The sequence below is a fragment of the Micromonospora matsumotoense genome, from assembly GCF_900091525.1.
In the GTDB taxonomy this organism is placed as follows: domain Bacteria; phylum Actinomycetota; class Actinomycetes; order Mycobacteriales; family Micromonosporaceae; genus Micromonospora; species Micromonospora matsumotoensis.
The window spans coordinates 240,689-257,373 of the sequence record NZ_FMCU01000006.1; the positions used below are offsets into that span (position 1 = coordinate 240,689).

The following is a 16,685-nucleotide window of genomic DNA, read 5'->3' on the forward strand; positions in this document are numbered from 1 at the left end:
GGGCGTGCGGGGCCGGAGCGGGCGCGCGGCCGGCGGGCTACCCTAACGGTGGGCTGGACAGCCGGCCCGGCTGCATTTGTGCCCGCCGATGACGACAAACGGGATGTTCGCGTGTTTGACACCTTGAGTGACCGCCTGTCCGGAATCTTCACCAAGCTCCGCGGCAAGGGCCGGCTCACCGACGCCGACATCGACGCCACCGCGCGCGAGATCCGCCTGGCGCTGCTGGAGGCGGACGTCGCGCTGCCGGTGGTCAAGGGCTTCATCACCAACGTCAAGGAGCGGGCCCGCAGCGCGGAGGTCTCCCAGGCGCTCAACCCGGCCCAGCAGATCGTCAAGATCGTCAACGAAGAGCTGGTCAACGTGCTCGGTGGCGAGGGGCGGCGGCTCCAGTTCGCCAAGCAGCCGCCGACCGTGATCATGCTGGCCGGCCTCCAGGGTTCCGGCAAGACCACCCTCGCCGGCAAGCTGGCCCGCTGGCTCAAGGCCCAGGGGCACCAGCCGCTGCTGGTCGCCGCCGACCTCCAGCGTCCCAACGCCGTCGGGCAGCTCCAGGTGCTCGGTGGCCGCGCCGGCGTCGAGGTGTACGCCCCGGAGCCCGGCAACGGCACCGGCGACCCGGTGCAGGTCGCCCGCGCCTCGATCGAGCACGCCAAGCGGGCCGCCCGGGACATCGTCATCGTCGACACCGCCGGCCGGCTCGGCATCGACGCCGAGATGATGCAGCAGGCCGCCGACATCCGCGACGCGGTCGACCCGGACGAGGTCATCTTCGTCATCGACGCGATGGTCGGCCAGGACGCGGTCCGCACCGCCGAGGCGTTCCGCGACGGCGTCGGCATCACCGGCGTGGTGCTGTCCAAGCTCGACGGCGACGCCCGGGGTGGCGCGGCGCTGTCGGTGCGGGAGGTCACCGGCCAGCCGATCCTGTTCGCCTCCACCGGCGAGAAGCTGGAGGACTTCGACGTCTTCCACCCCGACCGGATGGCCAGCCGGATCCTCGGCATGGGCGACGTCCTCACTCTGATCGAGCAGGCCGAGGCGGCCTTCGACACCGATCAGAAGGAGAAGATGACCGCCAAGCTGATGGGCGGTGAGCAGTTCACCCTGGAGGACTTCCTCGACCAGCTCATCGCGGTGCGGCGGATGGGCCCGATCGCCAACGTGCTGGCGATGATGCCCGGCATGGGGCAGATGAAGGACCAGCTCGCCGAGCTGGACGACAAGCACTTCGACCGGGTCACCGCGATCATCCGGTCGATGACCCCGACCGAGCGGAGCAACCCCAAGATCATCAACGGGTCCCGGCGGGCCCGCATCGCCGGTGGCTCCGGGGTCACCGTGATGGACGTCAACCAACTGCTCAACCGCTTCGCCGACGCGCAGAAGATGATGAAGCAGATGGGCGGCATGATGGGCCTGCCCGGCGGAGGCCGTCGCAAGGCCACCAAGTCCCCCAAGAACAAGCGCAAGGGCACCAAGGGCGGCAACCGGCCGCGCAGCGGTGCGGGCGCCGGGCTGCCGGGCGGCTTCCCGGGTGGCATGCCGCAGCTCCCGCCGGGGATGGACCCGAACGACCTGGCGGGCGGCCAGGGCCTGCCCCCGGGCTTCAAGCTTCCGAAGATCGACTTCAACAAGCTCGGCAAGGGCGACAGCGGGCCCCGCTGAGGCGTGTCGGTGACGGTGGGCGACGATTCGGATGCCTGGTGTGGTTGTCGCCCCCTGGAAGGAGATGTCATGACCGCAGCCCCGATCCTGCCCGAACGGCACGAGTGGACGGTCGACGACCTTGGCGACCTGCCGAAGGACCTTCCGTACGAACTGATCAACGGAAGGTTGATCGTGCCGTCGCCGACTCTGCTGCACCAAGACATGTGCGTCGAGCTGCTGCTCGCGCTTCGAGTGAACTGCCCGAGGGAATACCAGGTCGGAATCGATCTCTCGATGCGGGTGGACCGACGCAACGAGCCCCGGCCGGACGTCGTCGTGGTCCGGCGGGGGAACGCTACTCGTAGCCCGCTGCCCGTCGAGGACGCCCTGCTCGCCGTGGAGGTGGTCTCGCCCACCTCCACCTTTCGCGACATGTACGACAAGGCGAAGGTGTACGCGCACGCCGGGGTCCGCTCGTACTGGGTGGTCGACCCGCTCCAGGAGCGGATCACGCTGACGGAGTACGCACTCGGTCCCGGTGGCCGCGACTACGAGCAGATCACCCACACCGAGGACCTCTTCGTCACCGAGTCGCCGTGGAAGGTCTCCGTCGACCTGCCGGCGCTGACCGCCCGGAAGAACGACCTGCTCGCCCCCGAGGGGCCGTGATCGGGTAGGACTGTGCGCATGGCTCTGCATGTGCGCGGTGTGCTCCTGCCCGACGACGAGGTCCGGGACATCTGGCTCGACGGCGACCGGGTCACCTTCGACCCGGTCCCCGGCGCCCGGACGGTCGCCGACACCGGATTCGTGCTGCCCGGCCTGGTCGACGCCCACTGCCACCTCGGCATCGCCCGGGGCGGCACCCCGATCACCTCCCTCGACCAGGCCCGTACGTTGGCCCGGGTGGACCGCGACTCCGGGGTGCTCGCGCTGCGGGACGCCGGCTCGCCGTACCCGTACCCCCAGCTCGACGACGAGCCGGACCTGCCGCGACTGGCCCGCGCCGGCCGGCACGTCGCCCCGCCCAAGCGCTACCTGCGCGACATCGGGCTGGAGGTCGGCGCGGCGGAGGTGGCCGCGGCCGTGGCCGCGCAGGCCGCCGCCGGCAACGGCTGGGTCAAGCTGGTCGGCGACTGGATCGACCGGGGAGTCGGCGACCTCGCGCCGGCCTGGGACCCCGACACGATGACCGCCGCCGTGGCCGCCGCGCACGCCGCCGGGGTCCGCGCGGCGGTGCACACGTTCAGCGAGTCGGCCGTGGAGATCATGGTGAAGGCCGGGGTGGACTCGGTGGAGCACGGCACCGGGCTGAGCCTCGACCTGATCGACCTGATGGCCCGGCAGGGCACCGCGCTGGTCCCCACGATGATCAACATTCGGACCTTCGGGGGCATCGCCGCCGCAGCCCGCCCCAAGTTCCCCGGGTACGCCGACCACATGCTCGCCCTGCGCGACGGTTTCCCCGAGGTGGTGCGCGCCGCCCACGAGGCCGGGGTGCCGATCTACGTGGGCACCGACGCCGGCGGCGGCATCGACCACGGGCTGGCCGCCGAGGAGATGCTGCTGCTGCACCAGCAGGCCGGCATGTCCGCCGTCGACGTGCTCGCCGCCGCCTCCTGGCGGGCCCGCGAGTGGCTCGGCTTCCCCGGCCTGGTCGAGGGCGGCCTGGCGGACCTGGTCGTCTATCCGCAGGACCCCCGCCGCGACCTGGCCGTGGTGCGCACCCCCAGCCGGATCGTCCTGCGTGGCCGGGTGGTCCGCTGACCGGCGTGCGGGACGGCGCAGGCGCGCCCGATGACGTCGACGTCGGGCGGGGCGCATAGGATGTGCGGTCATGGCTCGCGTGCTCACTCCCCGTGCGGAGGATTTTCCCCGCTGGTACCAGGACCTGATCGCCAAGGCGAAGCTGGCCGACAACGGCCCGGTCCGGGGGACCATGGTCATCCGTCCGGCCGGCTACGCCATCTGGGAGCGGATGCAGGCCGAGATGGACGCCCGGATCAAGGCGGCCGGCGCGGAGAACGCCTACTTCCCGCTGTTCATCCCGGAGAGCTACCTCAAGCGCGAGGCCGAGCACGTCGAGGGCTTCTCGCCGGAGCTGGCGGTGGTCACCCACGGTGGTGGCAAGCAGCTCGCCGAGCCGGTGGTGGTGCGCCCCACCAGCGAGACGGTGATCGGCGAGTTCATGGCCAAGTGGATCGACTCCTACCGGGACCTGCCGCTGCTGCTCAACCAGTGGGCGAACGTGGTCCGCTGGGAGCTGCGCCCGCGGATCTTCCTGCGCACCAGCGAGTTCCTCTGGCAGGAGGGGCACACCGCGCACGCCACTCGGGAGGACGCCCGCGCCTACGCCCGCAAGATCCTGCACGAGGCGTACGAGGATCTGATGGTCAACGTGCTGGGCATCCCGGTGGTGGTCGGGCTGAAGACCACCCGGGAGCGCTTCGCCGGGGCGACCGCCACCTACACCTGCGAAGGCATGATGGGTGACGGCAAGGCGCTCCAGCTGGGCACCAGCCACGAGCTGGGGCAGAACTTCGCCAAGGCGTTCGACATCAGCTACTCCTCGGCCGAGGGTGGCCGGGAGCATGCCTGGACCACCTCCTGGGGCACCTCGACCCGGATGCTCGGCGGCCTGATCATGGCGCACGGCGACGACAACGGTCTGCGGGTGCCGCCGAGGCTGGCCCCGATCCAGGCGTACGTCATGATCGTCAAGGCGGGCGACGGCGTGGGCGAGGCGGCGGCCAAGCTGCGCGACGCGCTGCGCGACGCCGGTGTCCGGGTCGCGCTCGACGACCGCACCGACACCGCGTTCGGCCGCCGGGCCGTCGACGCCGAGCTGCGCGGCTATCCGGTACGCGTCGAGGTCGGCCCCCGTGACCTGGCCGCCGGCAACGCGGTCGTGGTCCGGCGCACGGACGGCTCGAAGGCGCCCACCCCGATCGCGGACGTGGTCGGCGCGGTCCTGGCCGCCCTGGAGGCCGACCAGCAGGCGTTGCACGACGAGGCGCTGGCCCACCGGCGGTCCCGCACCGTCGAGGTGTCGACCCTTGCCGAGGCGATCGAGGCGGCGGCCAACGGCTGGGCGATGGTGCCCTGGTCGGCCGTCGGCGTCGCGGGCGAGGCCGAGGCCAACGGCCAGGGGGTCACCGTCCGCTGCCTGCTGCGGGCCGACGGCTCCGTCCCGGACAACGAGGACGAGCCGGACCTCACCGCCATCCTGGCCCGCGCCTACTGAGCCGACCCACGGCGGGCCCGGGTCCGGCAGACCCGGATCGGCCGGGTGCCGGATCGGCCGGGTGCCGGCGGCGCACGACGTGCGACGCCGGCACGTTCGGGCCAGGGTGGGCGGTCGGCCCGGAACTGCTGCCGGGGCCTGAACACGTCAGCGGGCCGGCGTGCCGGACGTCCGTCGAGACCTGTGGAGGTGTGGTGCGTTTCGCGCCAGGTCAGCTGATCATGCACCGAAACGTCCGGCACGGCCGGATCGGGTGGGTCCGGGCGGCCCGGGTGGTCCTCGACGACGACCGGGGACTGCTGCTCTGGGTGGCCCGGGACACGCCGGTGGCGCACGAGGTGTCCGAGGCGGGTCTGGGCATGCGGGCGATGCCCTTCACCGAGTGGATCACCTCGTCCTACCGGCTGGCCCGGGGACGGTGGAACGGCCCACCGCTGCTGGAGTTCCTGCCCACCGGCGCGGCCCACTCGGTCTGGTTCTTCCGCGACGCGCAGGGCCGCTTCGCCACCTGGTACGTCAACCTGGAGGAGCACGGCGTCCGGTGGGACGACGGGTCGGTGGCCGGGGTGGACGTGGTCGACCAGGACCTGGACGTGGTGGTCCGTCCCGACCGCAGTTGGCAGTGGAAGGACGAGGACGAGTTCACCGAGCGGCTCGCCTTCCCCGACCACTACTGGGTGACCGACGAGAAGGCGGTCCGGGCCGAGGGGGCACGGGTGATCGCCCTCGCCGAGGCGGGGGAGTTCCCGTTCGACGGCACCTGGTGCGACTTCGTCCCGCCGGCCGACTGGACGTCCCCGACGGAGCTGCCGCCCGGCTGGGACCGGCCACCCGTGCGCTGAGTGTGTCCTTACCCACTTGGACCGCGCCCCCGTGCGGGGGAAGGTTGGGCCCGGCGGGCGCGGCGCTGGCCCGCCGCGCCCGGGTGGGTGCCGGCGGGGCGGGCCGATGTGAGCATCCCGCGGGCGATCTGGCAGAATGGGTCGCTGGTATCCGGCGCGCGTTCGGCGCCCTCTAACCCGGGCGCGTCGCCAGTCCATCGAGCAGTCTCCGGCCCAACCCCACTGTGCCGGTCGACGCTCACCCGTGCACCGCCCGTAGCCGGGTCGGTGAAATCGCAACAGGAGCGAAACAACTGTGGCCGTAAAGATCCGGCTCCTGCGGATGGGTAAGATCCGCAACCCGCAGTACCGCATTGTCATCGCGGACTCGCGCACCAAGCGTGACGGTCGCGCGATCGAGTTCGTGGGCATCTACCAGCCGAAGGAAGACCCCTCGATCATCGAGGTCAAGTCGGAGCGGGTCCAGTACTGGCTCTCGGTCGGCGCGCAGCCGAGCGAGGCCGTCCAGCGGCTGCTGGAGCTGACCGGTGACTGGCAGAAGTTCAAGGGCCTGCCGGCCCCGCCGCCGCTGAAGGTCGCCGCCGAGCGCGCCGACCGCAAGGCGGCGTACGAGGCCGAGGCGAAGGCCGCCGCCGGCCTGGCCCCGGAGACCCCGGCCAAGCCGGCCCGCAAGGCCGCCAAGGCGGAGGCCCCGGCCGAGACCGAGGCCCCGAAGACCGAGGCCCCGAAGACCGAGGCTCCGAAGACCGAGGCCCCGAAGACCGAGGCTCCGGCCGAGGCCCCGGCCGCTGCTGCCGACGCCGGTGAGCAGGCCTGACATGCCGCTGCGTCCCGCCCTGGAGCACCTGGTCAAGGGGATCGTCGACCACCCGGACGACGTGCGCGTCCGCATGGTCGACTCCCGTCGGGGCAAGCGGCTGGAAGTCCGCGTGCACCCGGAGGATCTCGGCACGGTGATCGGGCGGTCCGGCCGGACCGCCAAGGCGCTGCGTCAGGTGATCGGCTCCATCGGAGGACGCGGGGTACGCGTCGACATCGTCGACTCGTACTGATGCTGCTCATCATCGGCAGGATCGGCAAGCCGCACGGCCTCCGCGGTGAGGTCACCGTGGAGGTGCGGACCGACGAGCCCGAGGCGCGGTTCGCCCCCGGCGCGGTGCTCAGCACCGAGCCGGGGGCGACGCCCCGCACCGGGCTCCCGAGGGAGGCTCGGGCGTCGACCCCCGAGCCGGCCGCCACCCCCGAGCCGGGGGTGGCGTACGAGGTCCCCGACGAGCTGACCATCGAGGCGGCCCGCTGGCACCAGGGCCGGATGCTGGTGGCCTTCGAAGGGGTGCTCGACCGGGAGACCGCCGAGGCGCTGCGCGGCACCCTGATCGGGGTGGACAGCGCCTCCGTCGCCGCACCGGAGGACCCGGAGGAGTTCCACGACCACCAGTTGGTCGGCCTCGCCGTGGTCACCCCGGCCGGGGAGCATCTCGGTGAGGTGGTGAAGATCGACCACGCGCCCGCCTCCGACCTGCTCGTCCTGCGCCGCCCGCAGGGCGGCACCGCGTTGATCCCGTTCGTCAAGGCGATCGTCCCGGAGGTCGATCTCGCCGGCGGACGCGTCGTCGTCGACCCGCCGGCCGGTCTGCTCGACCTCTAGACCGGAAGCCACCCACATGCGCGTCGACATCGTGTCGATCTTCCCGGAGTACTTCGCCCCGCTGGACCTGTCCCTGATCGGACGGGCCCGGGAGCAGGGTCTGCTCCGGTTGGCCGTACACGACCTGCGGAGTTGGACCCACGACGTGCACCGCACGGTCGACGACACGCCGTACGGCGGTGGGCCGGGCATGGTGATGCGGCCGGAGCCGTGGGGCGCGGCGCTGGACGCGTTGGCCCCCGACGAGTTGGCTCCGGACGGCCTGACCCTGCCCCGGCTGCTGGTGCCCTCCCCGGCCGGTGCGCCGTTCACCCAGGCGATGGCGCACGAGTTGGCCACCGAGTCGCACCTGCTCTTCGCCTGCGGCCGGTACGAGGGCATCGACCAGCGGGTGCTCGACCACGCCGCGACCCGGCTGCGGGTCACCGAGGTCTCGCTCGGCGACTACGTGCTCTTCGGCGGCGAGGTCGCGGTGCTGGTGATCCTGGAGGCGGTCACCCGGCTGCTGCCGGGGGTGCTGGGCAACGCCGGTTCGCTGGACGACGAGTCGCACGCGCACGGTCTGCTGGAAGCCCCGATGTACACCAAGCCGGCGAGCTGGCGGGGGCACGAGGTGCCCGAGGTGCTCCGCTCGGGCGACCACGGTCGGATCGCCCGCTGGCGGCGCGACGAGGCGCTGGCCCGGACGGCCACCCGGCGACCCGACATGCTCGCCGCGCTGCCCCCGGAGATCCTGGACAAACGGGACGTGGCGGCGCTGGAGCGGGGTGGGTTTCCCCTGCCCTCGGGGGATGTGGCAAAGTAGAGGGGTTGCCGCATCCGTCCGCGCCCGTGGGCGGCTGCGAGGATTCCCGACCGGGGTCGGCCCCGCCGACCACCACCGGGGATCAGAATCACCCATCCGCGCACCGACTGACGGTGCGCCGTGAGCATCACGAGGACGCAGCGATGAACATCCTGGACGCCCTTGACGCCCAGTCGAAGCGCACCGACCTCCCCGACTTCCGTGCCGGTGACACCGTCAAGGTGCACGCGCGGGTCGTCGAGGGCAACCGGTCCCGGGTCCAGATCTTCCAGGGCGTCGTCATCCGTCGCCAGGGTGACGGTCTGCGCGAGACCTTCTCGGTCCGCAAGGTCAGCTTCGGGGTGGGCGTGGAGCGGACCTACCCGATCAACGGCCCGGGCATCGACCGGATCGAGATCGTGACCCGCGGTGACGTCCGCCGGGCCAAGCTCTACTACCTGCGTGAGCTGCGCGGCAAGAAGGCCAAGATCAAGGAGAAGCGGGAGAAGCAGCCCAGCTGACTTCCCGTTCGCCATGCCGCCTGAGCTGCGCGGATGTCGTATCGAGCAGAGCGCATTACGCTGATCGGTACGGGCGCAGTCCGGCAGGTGGTGTCGCGACCCAGGTCGCGGCGCTCCGATCGTCCACCGCCGCCCGTGGGGCCTCGACGAGGCTCCCGGGCGGTAGTGTCGTTTCTGCGGACCGGGGAGTGGCGTGGTGCAGGTGCTTGACTCGAACGACACGGCCGACCCGTGGCGTCGGCGGACCCGACCCACCCGTCGGCAGATGCCCCTGTGGCAGGAGTTGCCACTCCTGTTGATCGTGGCCTTCTGTCTCGCGGTGCTGATCCGCACCTTCCTGCTCCAGGCCTTCTTCATCCCGTCCAGCTCGATGGAGGACACCCTCCTCATCGGCGACCGGGTCCTGGTCAACAAGGTCGTCTACGACGTGCGGGACCCGCTGCGCGGCGAGGTGGTGGTGTTCCGGGGCACCGACAAGTGGGTCGCCCTGGAGAGCCCTGCGCCGCCGGCCGGTGCCGTCGGCAGGATCGGACGCACCCTCGGCGACCTGATCGGCGTGGGCCGCCCCGGCGAGAAGGACTTCATCAAACGGGTGATCGGGTTGCCCGGCGACCGGGTCAAGTGCTGCGACGACCAGGGCCGGGTGCTGGTCAACGGCATCCCGCTGGACGAACCGTACGTGGTGCGCGACTCCCCGCTGGACGTGCCGCCGAACCCCAAGGAGTGCCGGTCCCGGCGGTTCGACGAGGTGGTCGTACCCCCGGGTCAGATCTTCGTGATGGGCGACCACCGGCTGGTCTCCCAGGATGCCCGCTGCCAGGGCCCGGTGCCGATCGACAACGTGGTCGGCCGGGCGTTCATGGTGGTGTGGCCGTCCTCCCGGTGGGCGTCGCTTCCGGTGCCGGCCACCTTCGAACGGGTGGCCGACTCCGCCGCCGCGCCCAACGCCCCGGCACCGGTCCGGCCGACCCCGACCGGTGACGTGGTCCTGCTCCTCCCGGTCGCCGCGCTGCTCGCGGCCGTCGTCCGCTCCGGGCGACGGGTGTGGCCCCCCGGCCCCGGCCGGTCCGCAGGTTCCGGCCGGCCACCACACCTGCGCCGGGAACGGCTGCGGCGTTCCGGGTGGCCGGGACACCTCCGGCGTTCCGGGCGGCCCGTTCGGCTCCGGCGACGTAGGCTCCACCCGTGATTGACGAGCAGACCGACAAGCCGCGCAGTTCCTTCTGGAAGGAGCTGCCCATTCTCCTGGGCGTCGCGATCCTGGTGGCGGTGCTGGTCCGCGCATTCGTGCTGCAGACCTTCTTCATCCCGTCGCCGTCCATGGAGAACACTCTCAAGATCGACGATCGGGTGCTGGTCAACAAGCTGGTCTATGACTTCCGCTCACCGCACCGGGGTGAGGTGGTGGTGTTCAAGGCACCGACGGAGTGGAGCGGCAACCCCGACGGCGAGGACTTCATCAAGCGGGTGATCGGGGTCGGCGGTGACCACGTGGTCTGCTGCGACGCGCAGGAGCGGCTGACGATCAACGGCAAGTCCCTCGACGAGCCGTACATCTACTCCGCCAACGGTCAGCAGGACAAGCCCGCCGACCAGGAGTTCGACATCACCGTCCCGGCGGGACGGCTCTGGGTGATGGGTGACCACCGTTCGGCCTCCGGCGACTCCCTGGAGCACTGGCAGCAGTCCGGCCGCAACATCGACAGCGCCACCATCCCCGAGGGCGAGGTGGTGGGTCGGGCCTTCACCGTCTTCTGGCCGTTCGACCGGGCCACCTGGCTCACCGTGCCGAAGTCGTTCGACGGGATTCCCCAACCCTGACCGGGGCGAGACCACCGGGGCGTGGCCGAGCGTCGGGGCCGTCTGGCAGGCTGATGCGGTGACCGTCTTCCACCCCCGTCGTGCGGCCCGCGTGCTGCTCGTCGACGCGTCCGACCGGGTGCTCCTCTTCGAGGGCATCGATCCGGCCCGTCCGGGCCACCGGTACTGGTTCACCCCCGGCGGTGGGCTCGCACCGGAGGAGTCCCCGGCGGCCGGGGCGGCCCGGGAGTTGGCCGAGGAGACCGGGCTGCGGCTCACGCCGGCCGAGCTGGGCGGGTCGGTCCGCACCGAGACGATCGAGTTTCCCTTCGACGGCGTGTGGTACCGCCAGGAACAGGAGTTCTTCGTGGTCCGGGTGCCCGCCTGGCAGGTGGACACGGCCGGCTTCGACGAGATCGAGCGGGCCAGTGTCACCGGGCACCGCTGGTGGTCGGCGGCCGAACTGGCCGACACCGCCGAGCGGTGCTACCCCGCCGACCTGGCGGTCCTGCTCACCCAGGTGCTGGCGGCGGCCCCCGCGTCGGAGGCGTCGTGCTGACCCCGCCGCGCACGGTGGTGCGCCGCGACGGTGGGCTCTACGCGCTGGAGCGGGCGCTGCAACGCCGCGGCTTCCGGCATGTCGCGGGCGCGGACGAGGCCGGCCGGGGAGCCTGCGCCGGCCCGCTGGTGGCCGCCGCCGCGGTGCTCCCCGAGGGGCGGCGCGGCGAGATCGAGGGGCTGGCCGACTCCAAGCTGCTCACCCCGGCCAGCCGGGAGCGGGTGTACGCCGAGGTGGTCGCCCGCGCCCTGGCGTACGCGGTGGTGGTCATCCCCGCCGAGGAGGTCGACGCCCGGGGGCTGCACGTGTGCAACCTGGCCGCGATGCGCCGGGCCCTGGCCTCGCTGACCACCCGACCGGAGTACGTGCTCACCGACGGCTTCGGGGTGGACGGGTTGGACGTGCCGGGGCTGGCGGTCTGGAAGGGTGACCGGGTGGCGGCCTGCGTGGCGGCGGCCAGCGTGCTGGCCAAGGTCACCCGGGACCGGATCATGGTGGAGCTGGACGGACGCCACCCGGGCTACGGCTTCGCCGAGCACAAGGGGTACGCCACGGCCGAGCACACCGAGGCGCTGCGGGAGCGCGGTCCCTGCGTGGAGCACCGGTTCTCGTACGTCAATGTCGCTGCCGTCTCCGGCCGGGAGGGTGCCCCGCCCCGGGCCCGTCGGCCGCTCGGCGCAGCCGCCCCCGAGCCGATGGAGCGCTCGGGCCCGGCAGGGGGTACCGTCGGCGTGGCGTTGGGCGAGCAGCCTCGGCCTCCGGCACCGGTGGGGGAAGATGTGGTCATGGAAGGCGGAGTGCGATGAGCGCGGAAGATCTCGAGAAGTACGAGACCGAGATGGAGCTGCAGCTCTACCGGGAGTACCGCGACATTGTCCGTCAGTTCTCCTACGTGGTGGAGACGGAACGCCGGTTCTACCTCGCGAACCAGGTGGACCTGCACGTGCGCAACTCCGACGGCGAGGTCTACTTCGAGGTCGAGATGCACGACGCCTGGGTCTGGGACATGTACCGCCCGGCCCGCTTCGTCAAGAACGTCCGGGTGATGACGTTCAAGGACGTCAACGTCGAGGAGTTGGAGAAGCCCGACATCTCGCTGCCCGCCGACTCGGGCTTCGGTAGCTGATCCCCGCCCCGCGTCGGCCCCCACCGCCGACGCCGGGCCGGGGCCCGTCCCGCCGCCGGCCTCACTCCCCGACGACGAGCACGTCGACCCGCTGGATCAGGTTGTTGGCGAAGCCACCCCGGTTCCAGGGTTGCTCCACCGGCTGGGTACGCCCCGACGCGTCGGTCGCCCGCGCCCCCAGCGAGTAACGGCCGGGCTGCGGCGTCCACTCGTACCGCCAGCGTCGCCAGGACCATTCGCCGCCGGTCGGCGGGTCCAGGATGGCCGGTGTCCAGCTCACCCCGCCGTCGGTGGTCACCTCCACCGCCACCACCGGGCCGTGCCCCGACCAGGCACGTCCGTCCACCGTGCACGGTCCGGGACGCAGCACCCTGCTGCGGGACATGAAGTCCGGGAAGCCCGGCGGCCGGACCAGCGCCCGGGGCTCGATCCGGGTCACCGGCACACCCGGGTCGTCGGCGTCGCGCCGCAGCCGGTAGGCCACCGCGTTCTGGTAGCCGTCGAACTCCCCGGTCAGCACGCTGATCGCCCGCAACCACTTGACGTGCGCCATGCCGTACCAGCCGGGGACGATCAGCCGCAGCGGTGCGCCGTGCTGGGGCAGCAGGGGAGCGCCGTTCATCTCGTACGCCAACAGCACCTCGTCGCGCAGCGCGTCGGCGACCGGCAGGGCCCGCTGGTAGTCCTGCTCCACCCCGCGCTCGACGCCATGGTCGGCACCGGTGAACACCACGTCCACCGCCTCCGGCGCGATCCCGGCCTCGCGCAGCAACGGCGCCAACGGGGTGCCGGTCCACTCGGCGTTGCCCGCCGCCTCCACCAGCCACGGCTGGCTGACCGGACGGGGATGCAGCAGCGCCCGACCGTTGCCGGCGCACTCCATCGCGACCCGGCGGGTCACCCGGGGGCGTTCGCGCAGCTCGGTCAGCCCGAGCCGGAGCGGCCGACCCACCGCGCCGTCCACGGTCAGCGTGTGGGTCACCGGGTCGAGGTCGGGGATGTCGTAGTGGATGAGCAGGTAGTGCAGGCCGGCGGGGGTGACGTCGTAGCGCAGCGCTTCGAGCGGGATGCCGTGGTTGCGGGCGGCCAGTTGGAGCTCCTCCGGACTGATCGCCTCATCCGCCCCGGCGACCCGTGACGGTCGGCTCACCTCGTCGATGGTCATCGGTGGCCTCCCGGTCTGCGCCCGCCTGCGATGCCGCCAGCCTAGACCGGTGGATCGCCCGCAGCCTCGCCGTCTTAGCAGATCATCGGGCCGGCCGGGCGTTCTCCACAGTCGGTTCCGTCATCCACAGCGGACAACCGGTCCGTGGCGCCGGTCCGTCGGTCCCGACATGCTGCGGTGATGCGCACAGGACTGCGGCAGGCGGTGGCCCTCGGGACCGCCGTGCTCGTGTTCGGCTCCCACTGGCTCCCCGGGCGGTCCACCCCACCACCATCCGCCCCGGTCCGGGTCGTGCCGGCACCGGTGTTCCGGTGGCCACTCGACGGCCCACCCCGGCCGGTACGCCGGTTCGACCCGCCTCCGCTGCCGTGGCTTCCCGGCCACCGGGGCGTGGACCTGGCCGCCGCGCCCGGTGCCACCGTCCGGGCCGCCGGGGCCGGCACCGTGCTCTTCGCCGGCATGGTCGCCGGCCGGCCGGTGGTCACCGTCGGGCACCCCGGGGGCCTGCGGACCACCTACGAGCCGGTCCATCCCGAGGCGCACCCCGGGGACGTCGTGGCGCTCGGTGCACCGCTGGGAGTGCTGCTGGGCGGGCATCCTGGCTGCCCCACGGCGGGGGCTTCCACCCCGACCGGAGGGTGCCTGCACTGGGGGGCCCGCCGGGACCGGGAATACCTCGATCCGCTGGCCCTGCTGGGGCTCGGCCCGGTCCGCCTGCTACCGGTGACGGCACCGGTCGAGGCGGGCATCCCCGGCGACGACGGGTCCCGCCGGGACGGCGACGCCGACGGTCGGCGGGTCCGGGCCGGCGGCTCCGGCTTCGAGGGTCGGCCGGTCCGGGACGGTGACCCGACGTAGACCACCGGCCGGTCCGGGTCGGTGACTCCGACGCCGGCCGACGGTGGGGCCAGGGGCCGGACGGGGTCATCCGGCGGGACGGGTGGGCACCCTGCCGGTGCGGTCCGCGCCCCGGCAGGGGGACGGGTCACCCCTCGGCCAGCAACGCCGGCAGCCGGGTCGCCAACCGGTCGTACTCGTCGGGGGTGTTGTAGACCTGACCGCAGAGCCGAAGCCAGCCCCGCCCGTTCCAGGCCATCACCGACACCTCGGCGGCGAGCCGGTCGGCGATCCGGGCACGCAACGCCCCCGCACCCTCCAGCGTGCCGGCGACGCCCGGTGGCAGCGGCACGATCCGCATCGCCACCCCCGGTCCGCCCGGGTCGGGCAGGTCGGCCGGCGGCACCCCGAGCGCGTCCCCGACCACCCGCTGCCCGTACGCGGCCAGTGCGGCGTTGTGCGCGCGGACCCGCTCCACGCCGATGCTCCGCAGCGTGTAGAGGCCGGCCGGGGCGCTCAGCCAGCCGGTGTAGTCGAGGGTGGCCTGCCATTCGACGTTCCCCGGGAAGCCGCTCGGCTGCTGCCAGGACACCACCAACGGCTCGATCCGGTCCCGCCAGCGTGGGGCGACCACCAGGACGGCGGTGCCGCGCGGGGCGTACCCCCACTTGTGCAGGTTGCCCACCCAGAAGTCCGCCCCGATCGCGTCCACCTGGACCGGCAGCATCCCGGGCACGTGCGCGGCGTCCACCAGCACGGAAATACCGTGTTCCCGCGCCACGGCCACCAGCGCGGCGACCGGCAGCACCCGGGCCGTGGCCGAGGTGAGCTGGTCGACCACCAGCAACCGGGTCCGCCCCGGGCGCAGCCCGGCCCGGACGATCTCCACGAGCTGCGCTTCGGTGGCGGACAGGGGCAGATGCAGGCTGCGGGCGGTCGCACCGGTCCGCCGGCACTCCCGGGCGACGGAGTAGTTCACCGCGCCGTACCCGTGGTCGGTGCCGAGCACCTCGTCGTCGGGGCGCAGACCGAGCGACTGGAGGGCGACGGCCACCCCGGTGGTGGTGTTGCCGACCAGGGCGGTGCCCTCCGGATCGGCGCCGAGGAAGGCGGCCAGGTGCCGCCGGGTGTGGGCGAGCCGCTCGGTCAGCGCCTGGCCGAAGAAGCGCTGCGGGTTGGCTTCCATCTCGTCGCGCAGTCGCTGCTGGGTCCGCTGCACCCCGAGCGGCACCGCGCCGAATGCGCCATGGTTGAGATAGCTGACCGAGGGGTCGAGGGTGAAGAGCAGTCGGGCCCCGGGAATCGACTCGGGCGGCGGCGGGACGCTCATCCGGTGATCGTAGCCGGCACACCGGGGACCGGCGGACCGATCGTCGCCGGTCACTGCGGCCCGTTGTCGTCCTCGTCCCCGTCAGGCCCGCAGGGGCCGCCGGCCGGGGCCGGTCAGGCCCGGGGGTGCGCCTGGCGGTAGGCGGCGCGCAACCGTTCCACCGACACGTGGGTGTAGATCTGGGTGCTCGCCAGGGACGAGTGCCCGAGCAGCTCCTGCACCGCCCGCAGGTCCGCGCCGCCGTCCAGCAGGTGGGTGGCCGCCGAGTGGCGCAACCCGTGCGGGGTGGTCGGGGGCAGCCCGGCGGCCCGGGCGTAACCGGCGACGATCCGACGGGCCATCGTCGGATGGAGCCGGCCACCCCGGGCACCGAGGAACAGGGCCCGGTCGGAGTCCGGGCCGGCCAGTGCGGGCCGGCCGACCGCCAGCCACCGGTCGACGGCCCGCTGGGCCGGTAGCCCGTACGGGACCGTCCGCTCCCGGTTGCCCTTGCCGAGGACCCGGATCACCAGGCGTTCGTGGTCGACGTCCGTGGCGTCCAACCCGCACACCTCGCTGATCCGTGCACCGGTCGCGTAGAGCAGTTCGAGCAACGCCCGGTCACGTAACAGCACCGGATCGTCCGCCGTGGCCTCCTCCGGCGCACCGGCGCCGCCGGCACCGCCCGGTGCGGAAGGCCCGCCGTCGCCCGGGGCCTCGACGAGGGTGGCGGCCTGGTCGGCGCGGAGCACCACCGGCAGCTCCCGACGGGCCTTCGGGGTGGCCAGCGGGGCGGCCACGTCCGTGGCCAGCAGACCGGACCGGTGCGCCCAAGCGCTGAAGGTACGCACCGCAGCGGCCCGCCGGGCCGACGAGCTGTGCGCCGCGCCTGTCGTCCGCTGCTTCGCCAGCCAGCTTCGCAACACGCTCAGCTCCAGGTCGGCTGGCGCGGCACAGCCCATCCGGACGGCATGGTCGAGCAACGAGACCAGGTCGGCCACGTACGCCCGGACGGTGTGCGCGGACCGGTTGCGCACCTGGGCGAGGTGGGCGGCGAACTCGTCCACCGCGTCCCGCATCGCCGGCGGCAGCGCCTGGTGGATGACCCGGGTGCCCGCACCGCGTCGACTCATCGACCCGCCTCCGCCAAGGTCGACCGGTGGCGGCACCCGCAGGGCGGCGGTGACCGACGGGGGAGCG

Annotated in this window: 17 protein-coding genes and 2 pseudogenes; 16 read left to right on the forward strand and 3 right to left on the reverse strand. The window is 72.8% G+C overall.

What is annotated here, in order from left to right; all coding sequences use genetic code 11:
- The first annotated feature begins 111 nt into the window (after positions 1-111).
- From ffh to GA0070216_RS15090, 15 genes and pseudogenes are all read left to right on the forward strand, one after another.
- A complete protein-coding gene (gene ffh / locus GA0070216_RS15020; protein WP_091245850.1) occupies positions 112-1,668 on the forward strand; it encodes a signal recognition particle protein in 1,557 nt (518 codons plus the stop codon).
- A 69-nt stretch (positions 1,669-1,737) separates the two neighbouring features.
- Positions 1,738-2,319 carry a Uma2 family endonuclease gene (locus GA0070216_RS15025; RefSeq protein WP_091245854.1) on the forward strand — a complete coding sequence of 194 codons (582 nt, stop codon included), beginning with the start codon at positions 1,738-1,740 and terminating at the stop codon, positions 2,317-2,319.
- A gap of 18 nt (positions 2,320-2,337) precedes the next feature.
- Complete coding sequence (locus GA0070216_RS15030; protein WP_091245857.1) at positions 2,338-3,417, forward strand: amidohydrolase family protein; 1,080 nt, start codon at positions 2,338-2,340, stop codon at positions 3,415-3,417.
- A gap of 70 nt (positions 3,418-3,487) precedes the next feature.
- Positions 3,488-4,894 carry a proline--tRNA ligase gene (gene proS / locus GA0070216_RS15035; protein WP_091245859.1) on the forward strand — a complete coding sequence of 469 codons (1,407 nt, stop codon included), beginning with the start codon at positions 3,488-3,490 and terminating at the stop codon, positions 4,892-4,894.
- Positions 4,895-5,088: 194 nt separating this feature from the next.
- Positions 5,089-5,736 carry a ribonuclease FAU-1 family protein gene (locus GA0070216_RS15040; protein ID WP_091246250.1) on the forward strand — a complete coding sequence of 216 codons (648 nt, stop codon included), beginning with the start codon at positions 5,089-5,091 and terminating at the stop codon, positions 5,734-5,736.
- 295 nt (positions 5,737-6,031) lie between these two features.
- Positions 6,032-6,553 carry a 30S ribosomal protein S16 gene (gene rpsP / locus GA0070216_RS15045; RefSeq protein WP_091245862.1) on the forward strand — a complete coding sequence of 174 codons (522 nt, stop codon included), beginning with the start codon at positions 6,032-6,034 and terminating at the stop codon, positions 6,551-6,553.
- Complete coding sequence (locus GA0070216_RS15050; RefSeq protein ID WP_172862164.1) at positions 6,528-6,788, forward strand: RNA-binding protein; 261 nt, start codon at positions 6,528-6,530, stop codon at positions 6,786-6,788. The genes rpsP and GA0070216_RS15050 overlap by 26 nt, the downstream gene beginning before the upstream one ends.
- Before the next feature lie 2 nt (positions 6,789-6,790).
- Entirely contained in the window at positions 6,791-7,384 is a 594-nt protein-coding gene (gene rimM, locus GA0070216_RS15055; protein WP_176738976.1) for a ribosome maturation factor RimM, read from the forward strand.
- Positions 7,385-7,400: 16 nt separating this feature from the next.
- Positions 7,401-8,189 (forward strand): tRNA (guanosine(37)-N1)-methyltransferase TrmD, encoded by a 789-nt coding sequence (gene trmD, locus GA0070216_RS15060; protein ID WP_091245868.1) that lies wholly within the window; start codon positions 7,401-7,403, stop codon positions 8,187-8,189.
- A 143-nt stretch (positions 8,190-8,332) separates the two neighbouring features.
- Positions 8,333-8,689, forward strand: a complete 357-nt coding sequence (gene rplS, locus GA0070216_RS15065; protein WP_091245871.1) for a 50S ribosomal protein L19 — start codon at positions 8,333-8,335, stop codon at positions 8,687-8,689.
- Between the two features lie 193 nt (positions 8,690-8,882).
- Positions 8,883-9,704 (forward strand): annotated as a pseudogene (lepB, locus tag GA0070216_RS15070) (signal peptidase I); the annotation flags it as partial.
- A gap of 170 nt (positions 9,705-9,874) precedes the next feature.
- Positions 9,875-10,510 carry a signal peptidase I gene (gene lepB, locus GA0070216_RS15075; RefSeq protein ID WP_091245878.1) on the forward strand — a complete coding sequence of 212 codons (636 nt, stop codon included), beginning with the start codon at positions 9,875-9,877 and terminating at the stop codon, positions 10,508-10,510.
- A 58-nt stretch (positions 10,511-10,568) separates the two neighbouring features.
- Complete coding sequence (locus GA0070216_RS15080) at positions 10,569-11,048, forward strand: NUDIX hydrolase (RefSeq protein ID WP_091245881.1); 480 nt, start codon at positions 10,569-10,571, stop codon at positions 11,046-11,048.
- Positions 11,042-11,854 carry a ribonuclease HII gene (locus GA0070216_RS15085; RefSeq protein WP_091245883.1) on the forward strand — a complete coding sequence of 271 codons (813 nt, stop codon included), beginning with the start codon at positions 11,042-11,044 and terminating at the stop codon, positions 11,852-11,854. Before GA0070216_RS15080 ends, GA0070216_RS15085 begins: the two co-directional genes overlap by 7 nt.
- A complete protein-coding gene (locus GA0070216_RS15090; protein WP_011905215.1) occupies positions 11,851-12,174 on the forward strand; it encodes a DUF2469 domain-containing protein in 324 nt (107 codons plus the stop codon). Before GA0070216_RS15085 ends, GA0070216_RS15090 begins: the two co-directional genes overlap by 4 nt.
- Positions 12,175-12,235: 61 nt before the next feature.
- On the opposite strand, the gene GA0070216_RS15095 is transcribed toward GA0070216_RS15090, so the two are convergent.
- The gene (locus GA0070216_RS15095) at positions 12,236-13,339 is read right to left on the reverse strand and encodes a sulfite oxidase (RefSeq protein WP_091245886.1); all 1,104 of its coding nucleotides are present in this window, start codon (positions 13,337-13,339) and stop codon (positions 12,236-12,238) included.
- A gap of 180 nt (positions 13,340-13,519) precedes the next feature.
- Here GA0070216_RS15095 and GA0070216_RS15100 point away from each other — a divergent pair.
- Positions 13,520-14,187: pseudogene (locus GA0070216_RS15100) on the forward strand (murein hydrolase activator EnvC family protein).
- A 137-nt stretch (positions 14,188-14,324) separates the two neighbouring features.
- Here GA0070216_RS15100 and GA0070216_RS15105 read toward each other — a convergent pair.
- Positions 14,325-15,506, reverse strand: coding sequence for an aminotransferase class V-fold PLP-dependent enzyme (locus GA0070216_RS15105; RefSeq protein ID WP_091246253.1), 1,182 nt, complete (start codon positions 15,504-15,506; stop codon positions 14,325-14,327).
- Between the two features lie 113 nt (positions 15,507-15,619).
- Positions 15,620-16,618 carry a tyrosine recombinase XerC gene (locus tag GA0070216_RS15110; protein ID WP_091245892.1) on the reverse strand — a complete coding sequence of 333 codons (999 nt, stop codon included), beginning with the start codon at positions 16,616-16,618 and terminating at the stop codon, positions 15,620-15,622.
- Positions 16,619-16,685 lie beyond the last annotated feature (67 nt).

Excerpts from the sequence above, each read along its gene's own strand:
- GA0070216_RS15025 (WP_091245854.1), top strand. The coding sequence starts at position 1,738 with ATGACCGCAGCCCCGATCCTGCCCGAACGGCACGAGTGGACGGTCGAC.
- GA0070216_RS15105 (WP_091246253.1), bottom strand. The coding sequence starts at position 15,506 with ATGAGCGTCCCGCCGCCGCCCGAGTCGATTCCCGGGGCCCGACTGCTC.
- trmD (WP_091245868.1), top strand. The coding sequence starts at position 7,401 with ATGCGCGTCGACATCGTGTCGATCTTCCCGGAGTACTTCGCCCCGCTG.
- proS (WP_091245859.1), top strand. The coding sequence starts at position 3,488 with ATGGCTCGCGTGCTCACTCCCCGTGCGGAGGATTTTCCCCGCTGGTAC.
- GA0070216_RS15110 (WP_091245892.1), bottom strand. The coding sequence starts at position 16,618 with ATGAGTCGACGCGGTGCGGGCACCCGGGTCATCCACCAGGCGCTGCCG.
- GA0070216_RS15095 (WP_091245886.1), bottom strand. The coding sequence starts at position 13,339 with ATGACCATCGACGAGGTGAGCCGACCGTCACGGGTCGCCGGGGCGGAT.
- GA0070216_RS15090 (WP_011905215.1), top strand. The coding sequence starts at position 11,851 with ATGAGCGCGGAAGATCTCGAGAAGTACGAGACCGAGATGGAGCTGCAG.
- GA0070216_RS15030 (WP_091245857.1), top strand. The coding sequence starts at position 2,338 with ATGGCTCTGCATGTGCGCGGTGTGCTCCTGCCCGACGACGAGGTCCGG.
- rplS (WP_091245871.1), top strand. The coding sequence starts at position 8,333 with ATGAACATCCTGGACGCCCTTGACGCCCAGTCGAAGCGCACCGACCTC.